This is a genomic window from Pseudomonas sp. S06B 330, assembly GCF_002845275.2.
In the GTDB taxonomy this organism is placed as follows: Bacteria; Pseudomonadota; Gammaproteobacteria; order Pseudomonadales; family Pseudomonadaceae; genus Aquipseudomonas.
Genome location: NZ_CP088149.1, coordinates 5,168,880 through 5,183,795, shown reverse-complemented (window position 1 = coordinate 5,183,795; position 14,916 = coordinate 5,168,880). Strand labels below are relative to the sequence as shown.

The window sequence follows — 14,916 nt, the reverse complement described above, 5'->3', positions numbered from 1 at the left end:
CCATCGCAGCCTGCGGCAGCGGCTACAGACCCAATTCTGCCTTGGGCCTCAGGCGGGTCACGCTCACACGGTCCACCAACCACACCAGCACCATTGAGGCCCCCACCAGCGGAAACGCAACGCCGAGCATCAGCATGATCACCGTCGCGGTTTTCCAGCGTGGCAGGTCATGGCGCAGCGGCGGTACACCCAGCCCGCCTTCCGGACGCCGCTTCCACCACATCACCAAGCCACTGACCGAGCCGAGCAGAATCATCAGGCAGATCAGCAGAATGACCAGTTGGTTCAGCGGACCGAACATCTTGCCTTCATGCAGCATTACGCCAAGCTCGGTAGCTCGGGCGACGTTGTTGTAATCCTGCCAGCGCACGTCGACCAGGACCTTGCCGGTGTATTGATCGACATGCAGGGTGGCATCGTTGCGCGGGTCGTCGGCGAACACGGCGATGGTGTACACGCCTTCGGCGGTGGTGGGCAGGGTAATGCTGTAGCCAGGCTCGACTGCGCGGGCGGTGGCCAGGTCCTGGATCTGTTGCAGGCTGACCTGCGGGGCTGCGGGTGCACTGGAGCCCATGTTATGCCCGGCATGTTCGGCGTGGGCACCCGATTTTGGCATCGGTGTGTTTTCCATCGCCCAGGGCACGGTCTGGCGACTGGCACTGTTCAGCTCGCCTGCCTGCTTGTCGGACTGGGGGACATCCGTCCACATCGCTGCCGGAAAGCTGTTCCATACCTCGGCATACTGCTTGCCCCAGAAACCGGTCCAGGTCATGCCGCTGAGCAGCATCAACAGCAGTAGGGCTGAACCCCAGAAGCCGGTAACCGCGTGCAGATCACGCCAAAGCAGGCGCCCGCGAGCGTTCCGACGCGGCCAAAGTACACCGCCTGTGCGCTTGCCGCGTGGCCACCAAAGGTACAATCCTGAGACCACCAGCACCACGCCCCAACCTGCGGCCAGCTCCACTACGCGATCACCGAGTGTGCCGACCATCAGCTCGCCATGCAGGGCACGGGCGATGGCTTGCAGGTTGTCCTTCGCATCCTGTGTGCCTAGCAATCTGCCGTCATAGGGGTTGATGAACACATTCAGTTCACGGTCGGCATCAGTGACCACAAACTGCGCGCTGCGGTCACTGGCAATGGCCGGCAAGTACTGGCTGACCTGACCCTTGGGGTAGGCCTGTCGTACCTGCTGTAGCAAGCTTTCGGCGTTTTGCGTGTGGTGCCCGGCCTCGACCACCATCAAGTCGCGGTAAAGCAGAGGATCCAGCTGCGGCTTGAACAAGTAGATAATCCCGGTGATCGCCAGCAAGATCATGATCGGGGCGACGAACAGCCCGGCATAAAAGTGCCAACGCCAAGCCAGGTTGTAGAAGGAAATCGACGGTTTGCTCATGGAGCACTCCTGTGTTGCCAGGGTAAGGCGCGATCGATGATCGCGCCCTGATGGTGGGTCAGAAACTCAGGTCGACCTTGGTCCAGAGCGTGCGCCCCGGCTCATCGATTGCCTGTGGATCACTGGCCGGGTAGCCGAAACCGGCATTGCCCGCCAGGTTCAGGTGTTCGGAATAGGCCTTGTCGAACAGGTTATCGACCCCGGCACTGAGCTTCAGGTGCTTGCTGACCTTGTAACTGCCATTGAGCGAGAACACCCCGAAACCGGCACTCTTTTCATAGTCCTTGCCGACCACGTTGCCGTGGTCTTCGTCAATGCGATTCTGCGCCGCCACCAGGCGCCACAAGGCCCCGGCACTCCAGACATCACGGCTATAGGTCAGGCCCAGGCGACTCTCCAGCGGCGGCATCTGTGGTAGTGCCGTGCCATCACTGCTGTTCTTGCCCCAAGCGTAGGCCAGGGTCGCGTCAGCTTTCCAGTTGGAGGTCAACATATAGGCAGCGCCTAGTTCGCCACCCATGATGCGTGCGTCGATGTTCTGCGCCCTTGAGCTGCTCTTGCCCATCATGTTGGTGCTGTAGTCGAACAAGATGTAATCGCGGATCTGCCCGACGTAGCCCGAGGCCCAGGCTTGGAAGTCTTCAGTCTGGTACTGGATGCCGAAGTCCAGCTGGGTGGTTTTCTCCGGTTTGATACTGTCGAAGGCATTGACCGAACCTGCCGGGCCCGACTTGGGTGAGAACAGCTCCCAGTAGTCTGGGAAACGCTCGGCGTGACCAAGCCCCACGTAGGCTGTGGCGGGGAGATCGAGCAAATCATGCTCGTAGCGCGCAAAGCCGCTGGGCAAGGTATCGGCGCGGGTATCGCCGTCGGTGGGGCTGTCTTGGCGATAGTCTTCGGCCGACGCGCGATCAAGACGTGCACCGGTGATCAGGCGGTCCTGATCAGCGGCGTACCAGGTCAGTTCGCCAAACACGCCGTAGTTGTGAAAGTCGGCGTCCTTGGTCCAGGGCATGTTCTTGTGCACATCAATGCCCATGCCGCCGCGCTGACGGTGTTCGTTGGTTTGCGCGTCGATGCCCGCAATCAACTGCAACTCACTCCAGCGCCAGGTACCCTTGACCCGGCCACCCAGGGTACGGCGATCGACGTTGCTGACCATCGGCATACCCATCATGCCCGTGCCCGACGGGGTACGCAGGCTGTAGTTGTCCATCACGTGGTCGGCGTAGTTGTAGTAGACCTGAGCTTCAAGCTTGTCGAACACATCACCGATGTTGGACTTCTCAACGCGCAGACCCAGGCTCTCGCGTTTGAACTGCGAGCCGTCCATGCCGCGCCCCGCGTAACGGGCTTCGCCGTCGCCCTTGCCAGCAGTCAGTTCCACCAGGGTGTCGGCGTCGGGGGTCCAGCCCAGGGCTACATCACCGTTCCATTTGTCCCAGCGCGATGGCACGGTATCGCCATTGCCATCCTCGTAGTCGTCGGAGTGCGACTGGTTGCCGACGAAGCGGGCGTAGCCCAAACGGTTACCTGCGGCGGTGTCGATGACCTTGTCGAAACGCCCGTTGGAACCGCCCAGCAGGCTGGCATTGACCCGGCTGCCCAGCTCACCGAATTTCTCTGGCTCACGGTCAAAGAGAATGGTCCCGGCCGATGCCCCAGGCCCCCAGATCACGCTTTGCGGGCCTTTGATCACAGTCAGGCGGTCGTAGGTTTCTGGCGAGATGTAGGAGGTGGGCGCGTCCATACGGTTGGGGCAGGCGCCGAGCATCACGCCACCGTTGGTGAGAATGTTCAGCCGTGAACCGAACATGCCGCGCAGTACCGGATCGCCATTGGTGCCACCGGCGCGGATGGCAGAAAAGCCGGGGATGGTTTTCAGGTAGTCAGCGCCATCACTGGCCGGCACCGGTTGGCGTGGGTCTTTGGGATTGGTGACGATGGTCAATGGTGAGCTGGGGGCGACGGCGGTTATCACCGTCGGGCTCAGCTCGGATTGTTCGTGAGCATGCTCGTTCACGCTCTGGCTGACGGCCAGAGCCAGTGGGCTGAGTAGGGCGCCGCAGATGACGGCGAGGGTCCCTTGCAGGGACAGGCGATAGACAGCAGTACAGCTGGACATAGTGATTCCAACATCGATCAGTCATGAGGGCGCACCAAGTCATCGGCAAAATGCCGGACCTGAGAACGCAACGGTGAATTCAGACGACGATGAAGGGCGGCGGCGCGCGGGTTCGGGCCCCCGGGAAAACCGTTTGCCGGGCATGGCCCTGACGCGGCTGGACAATCAGTGAGCCACTGACGGGGGCCGCTTCGGTGTTGAGCAGGCTCAGGGCCTGAGGCAGTGCCGGGCAATGGAAAAACAGGCTGCAGTAACCGCATTTCTCCCAGATAACATGCAGCGAAGGACTGCTTTCATGGTGGCTACCACTGTGACAATCAGCGCTGCTGTCCATGGCCATGCTCATGCCCATGTCTGTCGACATGGCACGGTGATCCATCGGCATCGACTGGGAAACCAGTGGGCCGATAAAGATCATCAACATGGCGAACAGGCTCAGCCAGCTACCGCGAACCCTTCTGGAATCAGGGCGCGCAGGGCGGTTGAGGCGGCTGCGGACGATGCTCACGGGGAGCTGCGTTCAGCGATCAGTGACTGTGCGCGGCACCCTCGGGGGCTTGCTTGTGCACGGCGACTTCGACGGTGACATTACCGGCTTTCTCAAAGTGCAGGGTCAGCGGGAAACGCTTGCCGTCCACCAGCAGGCTGCGGTCTTTGGGCTGCATCAGCATCACATGATAGGCGCCTGGGGCGAAGACCAGGTCTTTCCCTGCGGGTACTTCGACGCGCTGCACTTGCTGCATCTTCATCAGACCGTCCTTGTGCACATGCTCGTGCAACTGCGCATCGTCGCTGATCGGGCTGTCGACACCGAGCAGCGTATCGGCGCTCGAGCCATTGTTGTGGACGACGAAATAGGCGGCGACGTTAGGCGCGTTCGGCGGCATTTCCTGCGACCACGGATGGGCGATATGCAGGTCACCTTTGGTGTATTCGTGGGCGTTGGCAAAAGTCGCTGGCAACAGCAGGGCGGCCAGCAGCAGGGCGTTCTTGAACATGGTGATTCTCCAGTCGATTCAGGTTCGCAACAGGTAGCGTAGTGAATTCAGGCTAGAGGGGAGGCGCGCGGGTTCAGCGCTGGCCAGAGTTGGCGCGGGGTCGGCTGAGTGGCGCTGAGCAGGACCTGGGCAGGTGCAAACTCCTGGGCTGGCAGCAGCAAGCGCGGTGGATGCCCCGGCAACGCCAGCAGCGGCGCAGCACCCGAGCAGCACCAGCAATGCTGCATGGTCGAGTGATCGTCGTTCTGTTGGGTGCCGTCCGGCTGGCCCAGGGAGATAGCGATCAGCTTGGTACCGCCGGTGGAGCAGAATGCCCCCCAGAGTAATTGCTCGGTCTGGCTTTTCGGTGCGGCAGCAGACAACGGCATGGCCAGCAGGTTGAACAGCACTGCAAAGCAGGCGATCCAGGCATGGGCAAGCCGATGTGAAGGCATGGAGAGATCCGGTCAGGATTCGAGTGGTGGCTATTTAGCCAGAGTTGAAAGTATATGTAAAAAAGCCGGGCGTGCGATGAAGTGTCGCACGGGCCCGGCTTATGGGGTTGGCGCTGCGGATCAGACTGCCTTGTTACGGCCCATCAGACCGCGCACGGTTTCCTGCAGGTCAGCGGGCAACACCACAACCTTGGCGTTGTCGCTGCCGGCCAGGTTTTCCATGGCGCCGATGTAGCGTTCGCCCAGCAGGTACATCGCCGGGGTGATCTCGCTACCGACCGCGTCACGAACCAGGGTGATTGAGCGCGCCGAGGCTTCGGCCAGATTGATTTGTGCTTCGGCATCGAGCTTGGCCGATTGCAGGCGTGCTTCGGCTTCGAGAATGGCGGCCTGCTTGGCGCCTTCGGCGCGGGTAACGTCGGCTTTACGCTCACGCTCGGCAGCGGCTTGACGCTCCATGGCCGACTGCATGTTCTCCGATGGCTTGATGTCCTGGATCTCGACCGAGCGTACGGTCACCCCCCAGTCTTCGGTCTGCTCTGACATGGCTTCGCGCAGGCGGGCCTTGATCTGTTCACGGCTGGAAAGGGCTTCGTCGAGGTCCATGGCGCCGACAATGGCACGCAGCGAGGTCATGGTCAGGCTGGTCACGGCGTAAGTGAAATCCTGCACCCCGTAGGCGGCCTTCTGCGGGTCGACAACCTTGGCGAAACACAGCGCGTTAGCAACGATGACGGCGTTGTCACGGGTGATGATTTCCTGTTGCTGCACGTCGAGGATGATGTCCTTGGTCGGCAAACGGTAGGCAACCACGTCCATGTACGGAATGAGGATGTTCAGGCCGGGTTTGAGGGTGCTGTGGTAGCGCCCCAGGCGTTCGACGATCCATTCCTCACCCTGGGGCACGATGCGCACCCCCTTGAACAGGGTGATGATGACGAACGCGGCGATAGTACCGGCGACGATGAGGCTGGTCATGAGTCAAAGCTTCCTTTTACTGATCAGGCCCGGGTTACCCGGGCAGTATTGCCTTCGATGGCAGTGATGCGTACGCGCTCGCCCGAGGGGATCTCGTCATCGGCAACGCAGACCCATTCCTCGTTGCCGAGGACCGGTTTCTGGAAGCGCACGCGGCCTTTGTGAAATTCAGAGACCTTAGCGGTGAGCAGGCCGACTTCACCGACCACATCATCAGCGGTCCAGCGGGTGTCTGGTTTCTTCTTGCGAAACACCTTGAACCACAGCAGCGTGGTAACCGACGAGAACAGCACCCAGAGCAGTACCTGCATGTCGAGCTGCAGGCTGGGTGCCAGGTAAGCGATGAGCGATACCAGCACAGCGCCGATGCCGAACCAGAGGATGAAGAAGGTCGGCAGCATCAGTTCGAGCACAACCAGGCCGAAACCGAATACCAGCCAGATCCACCATTGCATTTCCATATGGGCGAATTTCTTCCGGGGGGAGAGGGGGGTAGTTTAAGGCAGTGGGTGATTGTGAGCTATCGGACTAATCTGAAACTGCGATTCAGATGCGCAGACCTGTAGGTGCACTATTGATTCGTATCCGCTGCCGCCAGGCTGCGAAGCAGTCGTCATCCAGTCACCCTGATGGGGACGAACGACGGCCGTTTTACGCCCGATCGCAGCCTGGCGGCAGCGGCTACAGCTGGACAGAGGAATTGAGCCAATCCTCTACGCGTAGCCCAGGCACTCGCTGGAACTCGCGCATATTGTTGGTGACCAACAGCAGCCCCAGCGACCTTGCATGGCCCGCGATCATCTGGTCATAGGGGCCAATTGGTGTTCCAGCCCTGGCCAGTTCCGCGCGTAGCTGGCCGCTATGTGCCGCTGCATGACTGTCGTAGCTGAGGACCTCCAGGCGAGCGGCAAAGCCTTCGACCACGGCCAGATTGCGTTCGGCAGCGGCAGATTTTTCTGCACCGTAGATCAACTCCATCAGCGTAATGGTACTGATGCAGAGTTGGCCATGATGGCGGTTGAATGCTTCACGTATCGCTTGAGGTTTGTTTTTCAGGGTAAAAATGCAGATGTTGGTATCAAGCATGTACTTGAGCATTCAGAAACCCTCGCGCTCCTGATCGGTGGGCTGCTCGCGTTCGGCCATGAAGTCGGCACTGACGCTTGGGCCTTCAAACCAGCTGTCCCAGGTTTCACCGGCGGGGGAAATGATTCGGGTTCGACCCACTGCGACGACATCCACGCGTTTGACATCCTCTGGAAGTGCTACGGATTTGGGCAAGCGTACAGCTTGGCTGCGATTGCTCTTGAAGACCGCACCTTGCTCCATGATCCACCTCATGTATATGCCAAATGTATATCCAAGTTTAAATGTCGGCGGGTATCTGTCAATGGGATATACCTTTGCGCCCTGAGGAGTCCGCGCTAAAGCGCTTGCAACAGCGCCTGCACCGTGGAGAAGTGTCGACTGACGTCCGGGAGTTGCGGGCGGCCCAGAATCAGCACCGTAATCCCACGCTCACGGGCCACTTGCAACTTCGGCTCAGTCGCTGCACTCCCACTGTTCTTGCTGATCAACACATCAATCTGTCGCCGTTCAAACAGGGTTCGCTCATCTTCCAGCTGAAAGGGCCCGCGGGCGCCAATCACTTCGCAGCGGTCATTGCTCGGGCAGGCCTCCAAGGCACGTAACGTCCAGAACTGATGCGCCGGAATTTCATCCAGGTGCGCCAAGGGTTCGCGGCCCAGGGTGAACAACGGGCGGCGGAACGGCCGCAGGGCTTCAATCAGCTCAGCCCAGCCGGCAACCTCGCGCCAGTCATCAGCGGCTTGCGCTTGCCACGCCGGACGTCGCAGGGCCCAGCAAGGAACGCCGGTGAGCTGTGAGGCGCGGGCGGCGTTGGCACTGATCTGTGCGGCATAAGGGTGGGTGGCGTCGATCAGCAGGTCGATGCTTTCGCCGAGCAGATACGCCGCCAGTCCGTCGGCCCCACCAAAACCGCCAACCCTAACCTGACACTTCAAGTCACTGGGCACCCGGCCAATCCCGGCCAGGCTGTAGACATGCTCGGGGCCCAGTGTTCGGGCAATGGCCAAGGCTTCGGTGATGCCGCCCAGCAGCAAGATGCGTTTCATGCAAAGGTTCCTGCGTGGCCGACGATGCCACCCTGGCGATCAATGGCGAAGACCTCCACCTGTACCTGGGCCGGTACCACACTGCGAGCAAAAGTCAGGGCATGGGCACAGACCGCGTCACCCAGGGCGATGCCGGCCGCACTGGCCATAGCCAGGGCCTGCTGGCTGGTGTTGGCCTGGCGAATCGCGGTTTGCAGTTCGCTGTCGGCACCGATGGCAGCAGCCCATTCGGCCAGTTGCGGCAGGTCGATGCTGGAGTGACGACTGTGCAGGTCCATGTGCCCGGCAGCGAGTTTGCTGATCTTGCCGAAACCGCCGCACAGGCTGAGCTTGTCCACCGGCACTTTGCGCAGGTGCTTGAGCACTGCACCGACAAAGTCGCCCATTTCGATCAGGGCGATTTCCGGCAGGTTGTAGACCCGGCGCATGGTGTCTTCACTGGCGTTGCCGGTGCACGCGGCGATGTGCAGGTAACCGTTGGTTTTGGCCACGTCGATGCCCTGATGGATCGAGGCAATATAGGCTGAACAGGAGAACGGTCGAACGATGCCGCTGGTGCCGAGAATCGACAGGCCACCGAGAATTCCCAGGCGCGGGTTCATGGTTTTCAACGCTAGGTTTTCACCGTCCTGGACGTTCACCGTGACTTCGAAGCCGCCGCTGTAGGCGCACTCTTCAGCCAGTTGCTGCAGGTGTTCGGTCATCATTCGTCGTGGCACCGGGTTGATCGCCGGTTCGCCCACGGCAAGGACCAGCCCAGGGCGGGTCACGGTGCCTACACCGTTGCCCGCGACGAAGCGCACGCCAGGGTCAGCGAGCAAGCGCACGCGACTGTAGAGCAGTGCGCCATGGGTGACATCAGGGTCATCACCGGCATCCTTGAGGGTGCCCGCTTCTGCACCGCCTTCATGCAAGCGGCAGAACTCCAGGCGCATCTGCACCACTTTGCCCTTGGGCAGGGTGATCTGCACGGCATCGTTTTCGACGCCGGTCAGCAACAGCCGCGCCGCCGCCAGACTGGTGGCGGTGGCGCAGCTGCCGGTGGTCAGGCCGCTGCGCAGCGGGGCCGGTTGTTCCTGGGTCTCGTCACGCATCTGCGGGCTTGATCGCTTCTAACAGGGTGATGGGCAGGGCTTGGCGCCAGGTGTCGAACTCGCCCAACGGCTGGGCCTGGGCGATGTGGATACGGGTCAGTTCGCCGCCATGTTGCTCACGCCAGTTGACCAGCGTCAGCTCGCTTTGCAGGGTAACGGCATTGGCCACCAGACGGCCGCCTGGGCGCAGTTGCTCCCAGCAGTGTTGCAGCACACCCTCACGTGTTACACCACCACCAATGAAGATAGCGTCGGGGCGCTCAAGGCCATGCAAGGCTTGCGGGGCGCGGCCGCGGATCAACTGCAGGCCGGGCACGCCGAGGGCATCGCGGTTGTGTTCGATCAGTTGTTGGCGGCCCGCATCGGCCTCAATGGCCAGCGCTCGACAGCTGGGGTGAGCGCGCATCCACTCGATGCCAATCGAGCCGCTGCCGGCACCGACATCCCAGAGCAGTTCGCCTGGTCGCGGCGCCAAGCGGGCGAGGGTGATGGCCCGAACGTCGCGCTTGGTCAATTGGCCATCGTGCTGGAAGGCCGAGTCCGGCAAGCCTGCCAGTGGCGACAGGCGCGGTGCATCGGCGCTCGCCAGGCATTCGATGGCAACCAGGTTGAGGTCTGCTGTGCGTGCATGCGGCCAGTCCTGCGCCGTGCCTTGCAAGCACTGTTCAGCCGCGCCACCGAGGTGTTCGAAGACCTTCAGGCGACTGGCGCCGAACCCGCGCTCACGCAACAGCGCAGCAATAGCTGCCGGGCTGCTGCCATCGTTGCTCAGCACCAACAAGCGTACGCCGCTGTACACATGAGCATTGAGGGCTGCCAGCGGACGGGCCACCACTGACAGTGTCGTCACTTCCTGCAGCGGCCAGCCCAGGCGGGCGGCGGCCAACGCACAGGATGAAGGCATCGGCAGCACGCTCATTTCCTCGGTGCTGAGCTGCCGGGCCAGGCTGGCGCCCACCCCAAAGAACATCGGATCACCGCTGGCCAACACGCAAACCGGCTCACCGCGCAGTGCCAATACCGGTGTCAGGGAGAAGGGGCTGGGCCACAGCAGGCGTTCGCCACGGATGCAGTGCGGCAGCAGATCCAACTGGCGCTGGCCGCCAAACACCTTTGCCGCGCCCAGCAATGCGCGCCGGGCATTCTTGCCCAGGCCACTGAAGCCGTCTTCACCGATACCTACTACTGTCAGCCAGGGCGACATGGTTTTTCCTCAATTCACCGCAATCCGACCGGCTGGCTTTTCATGCCTTCGGACAAAGCAGGCATAATACCGCGCCTTCTACACTGAAGTGCCTTTTCACGATTGCCGGGTGACCTTTTGAACCAGCCTGTATCGGCCCACCAGCCCCAAGCTTCGCTGCGTCCCTCGGCCTGTCCGGGGTTGCTGCGCATCGTTCAGGCACAGGACGGTGGGATCTGCCGGATAAAGCTTGCCGGCGGCGCGCTCTGGGCTGATCAGGCGGACGCGGTGGCCGACGCCGCCGAACGTTTTGCCACCGGTGAGATCGAGGTCACTAACCGCGGCAATCTGCAGATCCGTGGCATCGGCAGCGACCCCTCGGGGTTGATTGAGCGATTGCTGGCGGCGGGCCTGGGGCCGCGCGATGCCGCCGGTGATGACGTACGCAACCTGATGCTCAGCCCTACCGCTGGTGTTGATCCGCAGATGCTGGTTGATACCCGGCCGTTGGCGGAGCAATTGCTGCAAGCGCTTGAAACTACCCCGCGCTTTCATCAGCTGTCGGCCAAGTTCGCTGTACAAGTGGATGGCGGCGAGGCCCTGGCGATGCTCGAGCACCCCCATGACGTGTGGCTCAGCACTGTGCGCCTGGAGGGTGAGCTGTGGTGGGTGTTTGGCTTGGCAGGTTGCCCGGCAAACAACGCACCCGTAGGTGCCGTCCCTCTGGTGCAAGGGCATGCATTGGTGCTGGCGGTGCTCAATCGCTTTCTTGATCTGGCTACGCCAGAGCAAGCGCGGATGCGCCAATTGCTGGCAGAGCATTCGCCAGATGATTTTGTTGCCGGCTTAGGGCTGAGCATCCGACGTGATGCAACGGTTTTGCACTGGCGCCGGTCGGCAACCGTCGGCAACGGTTATCTGGGTATTTATCCACAGCAGCAAGCTGGCCTGAGCGCCGTCGGTGGCGCCGCCCCTTTGGGGCGTTTGACTCCGCACATGCTGCGCGGCGCCGCGCAGCTGGCCCGCGAACGGGGCGATGGCAGCCTGCGCATGACACCTTGGCAGAGCCTGTTGCTGCCCAATATTGCGCACCCGCATGCAGCCGCCATCAACCGCGAGCTGGCTCAGCTGGGTTTGCTGTGCTCGCCAGATCAACCGTTGGCGCGACTGGTTGCCTGCACCGGTTCCGCCGGTTGCGCCAAGGCCCAGGCCGAGACCAAGGGTGATGCCCGCCTGCTGGCCACCCTACTTGCCAGTGGCGCCCCAGCCAGCGTGCACCTGAGCGGCTGCCCGCGCTCCTGCGCCATGGCCCATGTTGCCCCGGCGACCCTGTTGGCGCAGAACCCGGGCCACTACGACTTGTACCTGCGTGACGCAGCCCAGCCGGGTTTCGGCAGCTTGCGCGCACGCAACCTCACACTGAAAGAAGCTGGCGCACTGCTAGACGCCTGCTCACGGAGCACCCTTGATGATTGATTACATCCGCGATGGTCAGGAGATCTATCGCAACTCCTTCGCAATCATTCGCGAGGAAGCGCGGCTCGATCGTATTCCTGCCGATCTGGAAAAACTCGCGGTGCGGGTGATTCACGCCTGCGGCATGGTCGATGCGATTGATGGCCTGCAGTTCTCGCCAGGCGCGGGCAAGGCCGGCCGCGATGCCTTGGCCGCTGGTGCGCCGATTCTCTGCGACGCGCGCATGGTCTCCGAGGGTATTACCCGTGCTCGCTTGCCTGCGAACAACCCGGTGATTTGCACCCTGCGTGATGAGCAGGTGCCAGATCTGGCCCGCGAACTGGGTAACACCCGTTCGGCGGTGGCGCTGGAACTGTGGCGTCCGCACCTGGAAGGCAGTGTCGTGGTGATCGGCAATGCCCCCACCGCGTTGTTCTACCTGCTGGAAATGCTCGATGCCGGTGCGCCGAAACCGGCGCTGATCCTTGGTTTCCCAGTAGGCTTTGTCGGCGCTGCCGAATCCAAGGCGATGCTCGCCGCTGACAGCCGTGGTGTGCCGTTCGTGATCATGCAGGGTCGCCTGGGCGGCAGCGCCATGGCGGCGGCGGCGGTCAATGCCCTGGCCACGGAGGTCGAATGATGCAGGCTCGTGGACGTTTGCTTGGCCTGGGCGTAGGCCCGGGTGACCCAGAACTGATCACCGTCAAGGCACTGCGGCTACTGCGCGAATCGCCGGTGGTGGCGTATTTCGTTGCCAAGGGTAAGCGCGGTAATGCGTTTGGCATCATCGAAGGCCACTTGCAGCAAGCCCAGACGCTGCTGCCGCTGGTATACCCGGTGACCACCGAGGTGCTGCCAGCGCCGCTGTCCTATGAGCAGGTCATCAGCGATTTCTACGACGCAGCGAGCCTTGAGGTTGCCGCCCACCTGGATGCCGGACGTGATGTCGCGGTTATCTGTGAGGGGGATCCGTTCTTCTACGGTTCCTACATGTACCTGCATGATCGCCTGGCCGAGCGTTACCAGGCCGAGGTGATTCCGGGTGTCTGCTCGATGTTGGGCGGTGCGTCGGTGCTCGGCGCACCGCTGGTTTATCGCAACCAGAGCCTGTCGGTGCTGTCTGGCGTTCTGCCCCATGACGAACTCAAGCGCCGCCTGGCCGATGCCGATGCAGCGGTGATCATGAAGCTGGGGCGCAACTTCCCCAAGGTCCGTGAGGTGTTGACTGAACTTGGCCTGGCCGAGCGTGCGCTGTACGTGGAGCGCGCGACCATGGCCAATCAGAAAATTGTGGCCCTGGATGAAGTCGATCCGCAGTCATCGCCGTACTTCTCGCTGATCATCGTTCCGGGTGAAAGGTGGCAAGGGTGATGACACGCAAAGCTCCGGCCATCGTCATCCTCGGCAAAGGCAGCCTGGCCACTGCCCGCAAGATTCAGCAACTCTATCCGGACGCTTTGATTCATGGTCTGGAAGGCCGGGTCGAGGACGTCGATCGCAGTTATCAGGAATTCGGCGTGACGCTGCGCCAGCTCTATCAGCAAGACACACCGATCATTGCCTTGTGTGCTGCCGGAATTGTCATTCGCAGCCTGGCCAGCCTTCTGTTGGAGAAAGGTGTGGAGCCGCCAGTCCTGGCGGTGGCCGAAGACGGCAGTGCAGTGGTGCCTCTGCTCGGCGGCCTGGGCGGAGTCAATGTCCTGGCGCGGGAAATTGCCGTAGGCCTGGGCGTAACGGCGGCAATTACCACCAGCGGTGAACTGCGTTTCGGCACTTGCTTGCTCAATCCTCCCAATGGTTATGCCCTGGCTGATCTGGAGCTGGGCAAGCGCTTTGTCTCCGATCTATTGGCTGGCGAGTCGGTGCGTATCAACGGTGAGGCACCCTGGCTAGCCGATGCCCAACTGCCGCACAGCGATCAGGCACAACTGGCCATTCATGTTGGCTGCGAGGCGCGGGAAGTGTCGGCTCACGAGCTGGTTATCTATCCGCGTTGCGTCATGGTCGCGGTTACGGCTGTAGAGTCAGACCTGGCGACAACTGTGCGCGAGGCGTTGGGCAATGCACGCATTGCCGAACCTGCGCTGGCCTGTCTGTTGGCCAGCGAATCGCTGATGGCTGAGCAGGCTTTACACGCTGCAGCGGCTGAGCTGGGCGTAGCAGTACGTTTTGCGCCGGATGCTGAAAGTGCCAGTGCACTGGCGGCACAGGTGCTGCCGCAGTTGCTGCCGCCGCAGCCGGTCTCAGAACACTTGGCGATGGTGGTCTCAAACCAACCCATCGAGCCACTGCTCATCGGTCGCCCCCGTGGTCGTCTGGCGGTGATCGGGCTAGGGCCGGGTGCTGCCGAGTTCATGGTGCCTGCGGTCAAGGCCGAGCTGGCTCAGGCCAATGATATTCTCGGTTACGAAACCTACGTACGCATGGCGGGTCCTTTCCGTGCGGATCAAGTCATGCACTGCACCGACAACCGTGAAGAAATGCAGCGTGCCCGGCATGCCTTTGAATTGGCAGCCCAAGGTCGTTCAGTGGTGGTGGTTTCTTCGGGTGATCCTGGTGTCTTCGCCATGGCTGCAGCCGTGCTTGAAGCCCTGCACGAATCCGGTGATCCACGCTGGCATGCGGTTGAGCTGGAAATCCTGCCCGGCGTTTCCGCATCGTTGGCCACTGCCGCTCAGGCCGGGGCGCCGCTGGGCCATGACTTCTGCGTGCTGTCGCTGTCGGACAATCTCAAGCCCTGGTCGATTATTGAGAAACGCTTGGATCTTGCCTGCCAGGCCGACTTGGCGCTGGCCTTCTACAACCCGATCTCACGCTCGCGTCCTTGGCAGTTGGGCCGGGCGCTCGACATTGTTCGTCAGCACCGTACGGCACAGACGCCTGTAGTACTTGGCCGTGACATTGGTAGGCCGGGGCAGACGCTGAGAGTGGTCACGTTGGGTGAACTGCAGCCAGAGATGGTCGACATGCGCACCATGGTACTGGTCGGTTCTTCGACCACCTGCGGCTTTGCCCGCGCTGATGGCAGCCAGTGGGTGTATACCCCGCGCTGGTATCCAGCACAGGGCTAAGTTTGTCCGGGAAAGGTTTCGATCCTGATCAAAGTGGTTGTCTCCAA

16 protein-coding genes are annotated in these 14,916 nt (G+C 61.8%); 4 read left to right on the top strand and 12 right to left on the bottom strand.

Annotation, left to right across the window (positions count from 1 at the left end):
- Positions 1-22 precede the first annotated feature (22 nt).
- The 12 genes from CX511_RS23380 to cbiE form a co-directional block, all read right to left on the bottom strand.
- Positions 23-1,396, bottom strand: a complete 1,374-nt coding sequence (locus tag CX511_RS23380; protein ID WP_101292294.1) for a PepSY-associated TM helix domain-containing protein — start codon at positions 1,394-1,396, stop codon at positions 23-25.
- A 58-nt stretch (positions 1,397-1,454) separates the two neighbouring features.
- Positions 1,455-3,521 (bottom strand): TonB-dependent copper receptor, encoded by a 2,067-nt coding sequence (locus CX511_RS23375; protein WP_101292296.1) that lies wholly within the window; start codon positions 3,519-3,521, stop codon positions 1,455-1,457.
- Between the two features lie 79 nt (positions 3,522-3,600).
- Positions 3,601-4,029 (bottom strand): DUF2946 domain-containing protein, encoded by a 429-nt coding sequence (locus CX511_RS23370; protein ID WP_045182264.1) that lies wholly within the window; start codon positions 4,027-4,029, stop codon positions 3,601-3,603.
- 19 nt (positions 4,030-4,048) lie between these two features.
- Positions 4,049-4,519, bottom strand: coding sequence for a copper chaperone PCu(A)C (locus tag CX511_RS23365; protein ID WP_101292298.1), 471 nt, complete (start codon positions 4,517-4,519; stop codon positions 4,049-4,051).
- A 47-nt stretch (positions 4,520-4,566) separates the two neighbouring features.
- Positions 4,567-4,953 (bottom strand): DUF2946 domain-containing protein, encoded by a 387-nt coding sequence (locus tag CX511_RS23360; protein WP_045182269.1) that lies wholly within the window; start codon positions 4,951-4,953, stop codon positions 4,567-4,569.
- A 120-nt stretch (positions 4,954-5,073) separates the two neighbouring features.
- Positions 5,074-5,931, bottom strand: coding sequence for an SPFH domain-containing protein (locus tag CX511_RS23355; protein ID WP_045182271.1), 858 nt, complete (start codon positions 5,929-5,931; stop codon positions 5,074-5,076).
- A 23-nt stretch (positions 5,932-5,954) separates the two neighbouring features.
- Entirely contained in the window at positions 5,955-6,392 is a 438-nt protein-coding gene (locus tag CX511_RS23350) for an NfeD family protein (RefSeq protein ID WP_045182273.1), read from the bottom strand.
- A gap of 220 nt (positions 6,393-6,612) precedes the next feature.
- Positions 6,613-7,029 (bottom strand): type II toxin-antitoxin system tRNA(fMet)-specific endonuclease VapC, encoded by a 417-nt coding sequence (gene vapC, locus CX511_RS23345; RefSeq protein ID WP_045182275.1) that lies wholly within the window; start codon positions 7,027-7,029, stop codon positions 6,613-6,615.
- Positions 7,030-7,260 carry a type II toxin-antitoxin system VapB family antitoxin gene (gene vapB, locus CX511_RS23340; RefSeq protein WP_045182277.1) on the bottom strand — a complete coding sequence of 77 codons (231 nt, stop codon included), beginning with the start codon at positions 7,258-7,260 and terminating at the stop codon, positions 7,030-7,032. It lies immediately after the preceding gene.
- 95 nt (positions 7,261-7,355) lie between these two features.
- Positions 7,356-8,066: a cobalt-precorrin-6A reductase gene (locus tag CX511_RS23335; protein ID WP_045182278.1), complete on the bottom strand. Its 711-nt coding sequence runs from the start codon at positions 8,064-8,066 to the stop codon at positions 7,356-7,358.
- The gene (locus CX511_RS23330) at positions 8,063-9,160 is read right to left on the bottom strand and encodes a cobalt-precorrin-5B (C(1))-methyltransferase (RefSeq protein ID WP_101292300.1); all 1,098 of its coding nucleotides are present in this window, start codon (positions 9,158-9,160) and stop codon (positions 8,063-8,065) included. Before CX511_RS23330 ends, CX511_RS23335 begins: the two co-directional genes overlap by 4 nt.
- Positions 9,153-10,364 carry a precorrin-6y C5,15-methyltransferase (decarboxylating) subunit CbiE gene (cbiE, locus tag CX511_RS23325; RefSeq protein ID WP_101292302.1) on the bottom strand — a complete coding sequence of 404 codons (1,212 nt, stop codon included), beginning with the start codon at positions 10,362-10,364 and terminating at the stop codon, positions 9,153-9,155. Before cbiE ends, CX511_RS23330 begins: the two co-directional genes overlap by 8 nt.
- A 117-nt stretch (positions 10,365-10,481) precedes the next feature.
- Between cbiE and cobG the strand changes: the two genes are divergently transcribed.
- The 4 genes from cobG to cobJ are packed head-to-tail and all read left to right on the top strand — an operon-like array spanning position 10,482 to position 14,869.
- The gene (cobG, locus tag CX511_RS23320; protein ID WP_274071296.1) at positions 10,482-11,819 is read left to right on the top strand and encodes a precorrin-3B synthase; all 1,338 of its coding nucleotides are present in this window, start codon (positions 10,482-10,484) and stop codon (positions 11,817-11,819) included.
- On the top strand, positions 11,812-12,438 hold the full coding sequence (locus CX511_RS23315; RefSeq protein ID WP_038615097.1) for a precorrin-8X methylmutase: 627 nt from the start codon (positions 11,812-11,814) through the stop codon (positions 12,436-12,438). Before cobG ends, CX511_RS23315 begins: the two co-directional genes overlap by 8 nt.
- A complete protein-coding gene (locus CX511_RS23310) occupies positions 12,435-13,169 on the top strand; it encodes a precorrin-2 C(20)-methyltransferase (RefSeq protein WP_373432750.1) in 735 nt (244 codons plus the stop codon). Before CX511_RS23315 ends, CX511_RS23310 begins: the two co-directional genes overlap by 4 nt.
- Positions 13,169-14,869 (top strand): precorrin-3B C(17)-methyltransferase, encoded by a 1,701-nt coding sequence (cobJ, locus tag CX511_RS23305; RefSeq protein WP_101292306.1) that lies wholly within the window; start codon positions 13,169-13,171, stop codon positions 14,867-14,869. The genes CX511_RS23310 and cobJ overlap by 1 nt, the downstream gene beginning before the upstream one ends.
- The last annotated feature ends 47 nt before the right edge of the window (positions 14,870-14,916 follow it).

What these genes read in the sequence shown, in the direction of transcription:
- CX511_RS23330 (WP_101292300.1), bottom strand. Translation starts at nt 9,160, where the DNA reads ATGCGTGACGAGACCCAGGAACAACCGGCCCCGCTGCGCAGCGGCCTG.
- cobJ (WP_101292306.1), top strand. Translation starts at nt 13,169, where the DNA reads ATGACACGCAAAGCTCCGGCCATCGTCATCCTCGGCAAAGGCAGCCTG.
- CX511_RS23335 (WP_045182278.1), bottom strand. Translation starts at nt 8,066, where the DNA reads ATGAAACGCATCTTGCTGCTGGGCGGCATCACCGAAGCCTTGGCCATT.
- CX511_RS23355 (WP_045182271.1), bottom strand. Translation starts at nt 5,931, where the DNA reads ATGACCAGCCTCATCGTCGCCGGTACTATCGCCGCGTTCGTCATCATC.
- vapC (WP_045182275.1), bottom strand. Translation starts at nt 7,029, where the DNA reads ATGCTCAAGTACATGCTTGATACCAACATCTGCATTTTTACCCTGAAA.
- vapB (WP_045182277.1), bottom strand. Translation starts at nt 7,260, where the DNA reads ATGGAGCAAGGTGCGGTCTTCAAGAGCAATCGCAGCCAAGCTGTACGC.
- CX511_RS23315 (WP_038615097.1), top strand. Translation starts at nt 11,812, where the DNA reads ATGATTGATTACATCCGCGATGGTCAGGAGATCTATCGCAACTCCTTC.
- CX511_RS23350 (WP_045182273.1), bottom strand. Translation starts at nt 6,392, where the DNA reads ATGGAAATGCAATGGTGGATCTGGCTGGTATTCGGTTTCGGCCTGGTT.
- CX511_RS23375 (WP_101292296.1), bottom strand. Translation starts at nt 3,521, where the DNA reads ATGTCCAGCTGTACTGCTGTCTATCGCCTGTCCCTGCAAGGGACCCTC.
- CX511_RS23310 (WP_373432750.1), top strand. Translation starts at nt 12,435, where the DNA reads ATGATGCAGGCTCGTGGACGTTTGCTTGGCCTGGGCGTAGGCCCGGGT.
- CX511_RS23360 (WP_045182269.1), bottom strand. Translation starts at nt 4,953, where the DNA reads ATGCCTTCACATCGGCTTGCCCATGCCTGGATCGCCTGCTTTGCAGTG.
- CX511_RS23380 (WP_101292294.1), bottom strand. Translation starts at nt 1,396, where the DNA reads ATGAGCAAACCGTCGATTTCCTTCTACAACCTGGCTTGGCGTTGGCAC.
- cbiE (WP_101292302.1), bottom strand. Translation starts at nt 10,364, where the DNA reads ATGTCGCCCTGGCTGACAGTAGTAGGTATCGGTGAAGACGGCTTCAGT.
- CX511_RS23365 (WP_101292298.1), bottom strand. Translation starts at nt 4,519, where the DNA reads ATGTTCAAGAACGCCCTGCTGCTGGCCGCCCTGCTGTTGCCAGCGACT.